At 69.2% G+C, this 458-nt stretch carries 1 protein-coding gene; it reads right to left on the bottom strand.

Features of this window, described 5'->3' with window-relative positions; genetic code table 11:
- Positions 1 to 373 (bottom strand): hypothetical protein (locus tag D3D02_RS19655; protein ID WP_121571392.1); only part of this gene is annotated, 373 nt, incomplete at its 3' end.
- Positions 374 to 458 lie beyond the last annotated feature (85 nt).

The raw sequence follows: 458 nt of genomic DNA on the forward strand, positions 1-458 counted from the left end.
ACTCGGCGTCGAGCTCGTACACCTCGCGGAACGCGCGCTCGACGAAACCCGCGACGCGGTTCGCGTCCGACCGCGCGGTGACGACGGCGTTCGTCCCCTCGGCCTCCTCCGGACTGACGAGCTCGTCGATCCGGAACTCCGGGAACTCCGAGATCAGGTCCTTCAGGCGCTCTAGCTCCTCGTCGGTACAGTCCATGATGAGCTCCGTCCCCGCCAGCTGGATCCACGGCGGCACCTCGCCGCCCTCGGTGTCGTCGCTGTCGGGGTCGACGTCGACGGTCATCACGTCGCCGGAGCGCGCGCGGTGCGCGGCCGCGGCGTCGGCGAACAGCTTCAGCCGCTCGTCCTCGCTCGCGGCGTCGAATCTGGTCATACCCCCGCTCGGCCGCGACGGGGCTTAAAAATCCGCACTCCGCGGCGCTGGGTGGTCGCCGACGAAGATCGGATTGATGCGGATA

This window comes from Halobellus sp. Atlit-38R, assembly GCF_003665925.1.
Taxonomy (GTDB): Archaea; Halobacteriota; Halobacteria; order Halobacteriales; family Haloferacaceae; genus Haloquadratum; species Haloquadratum inordinatus.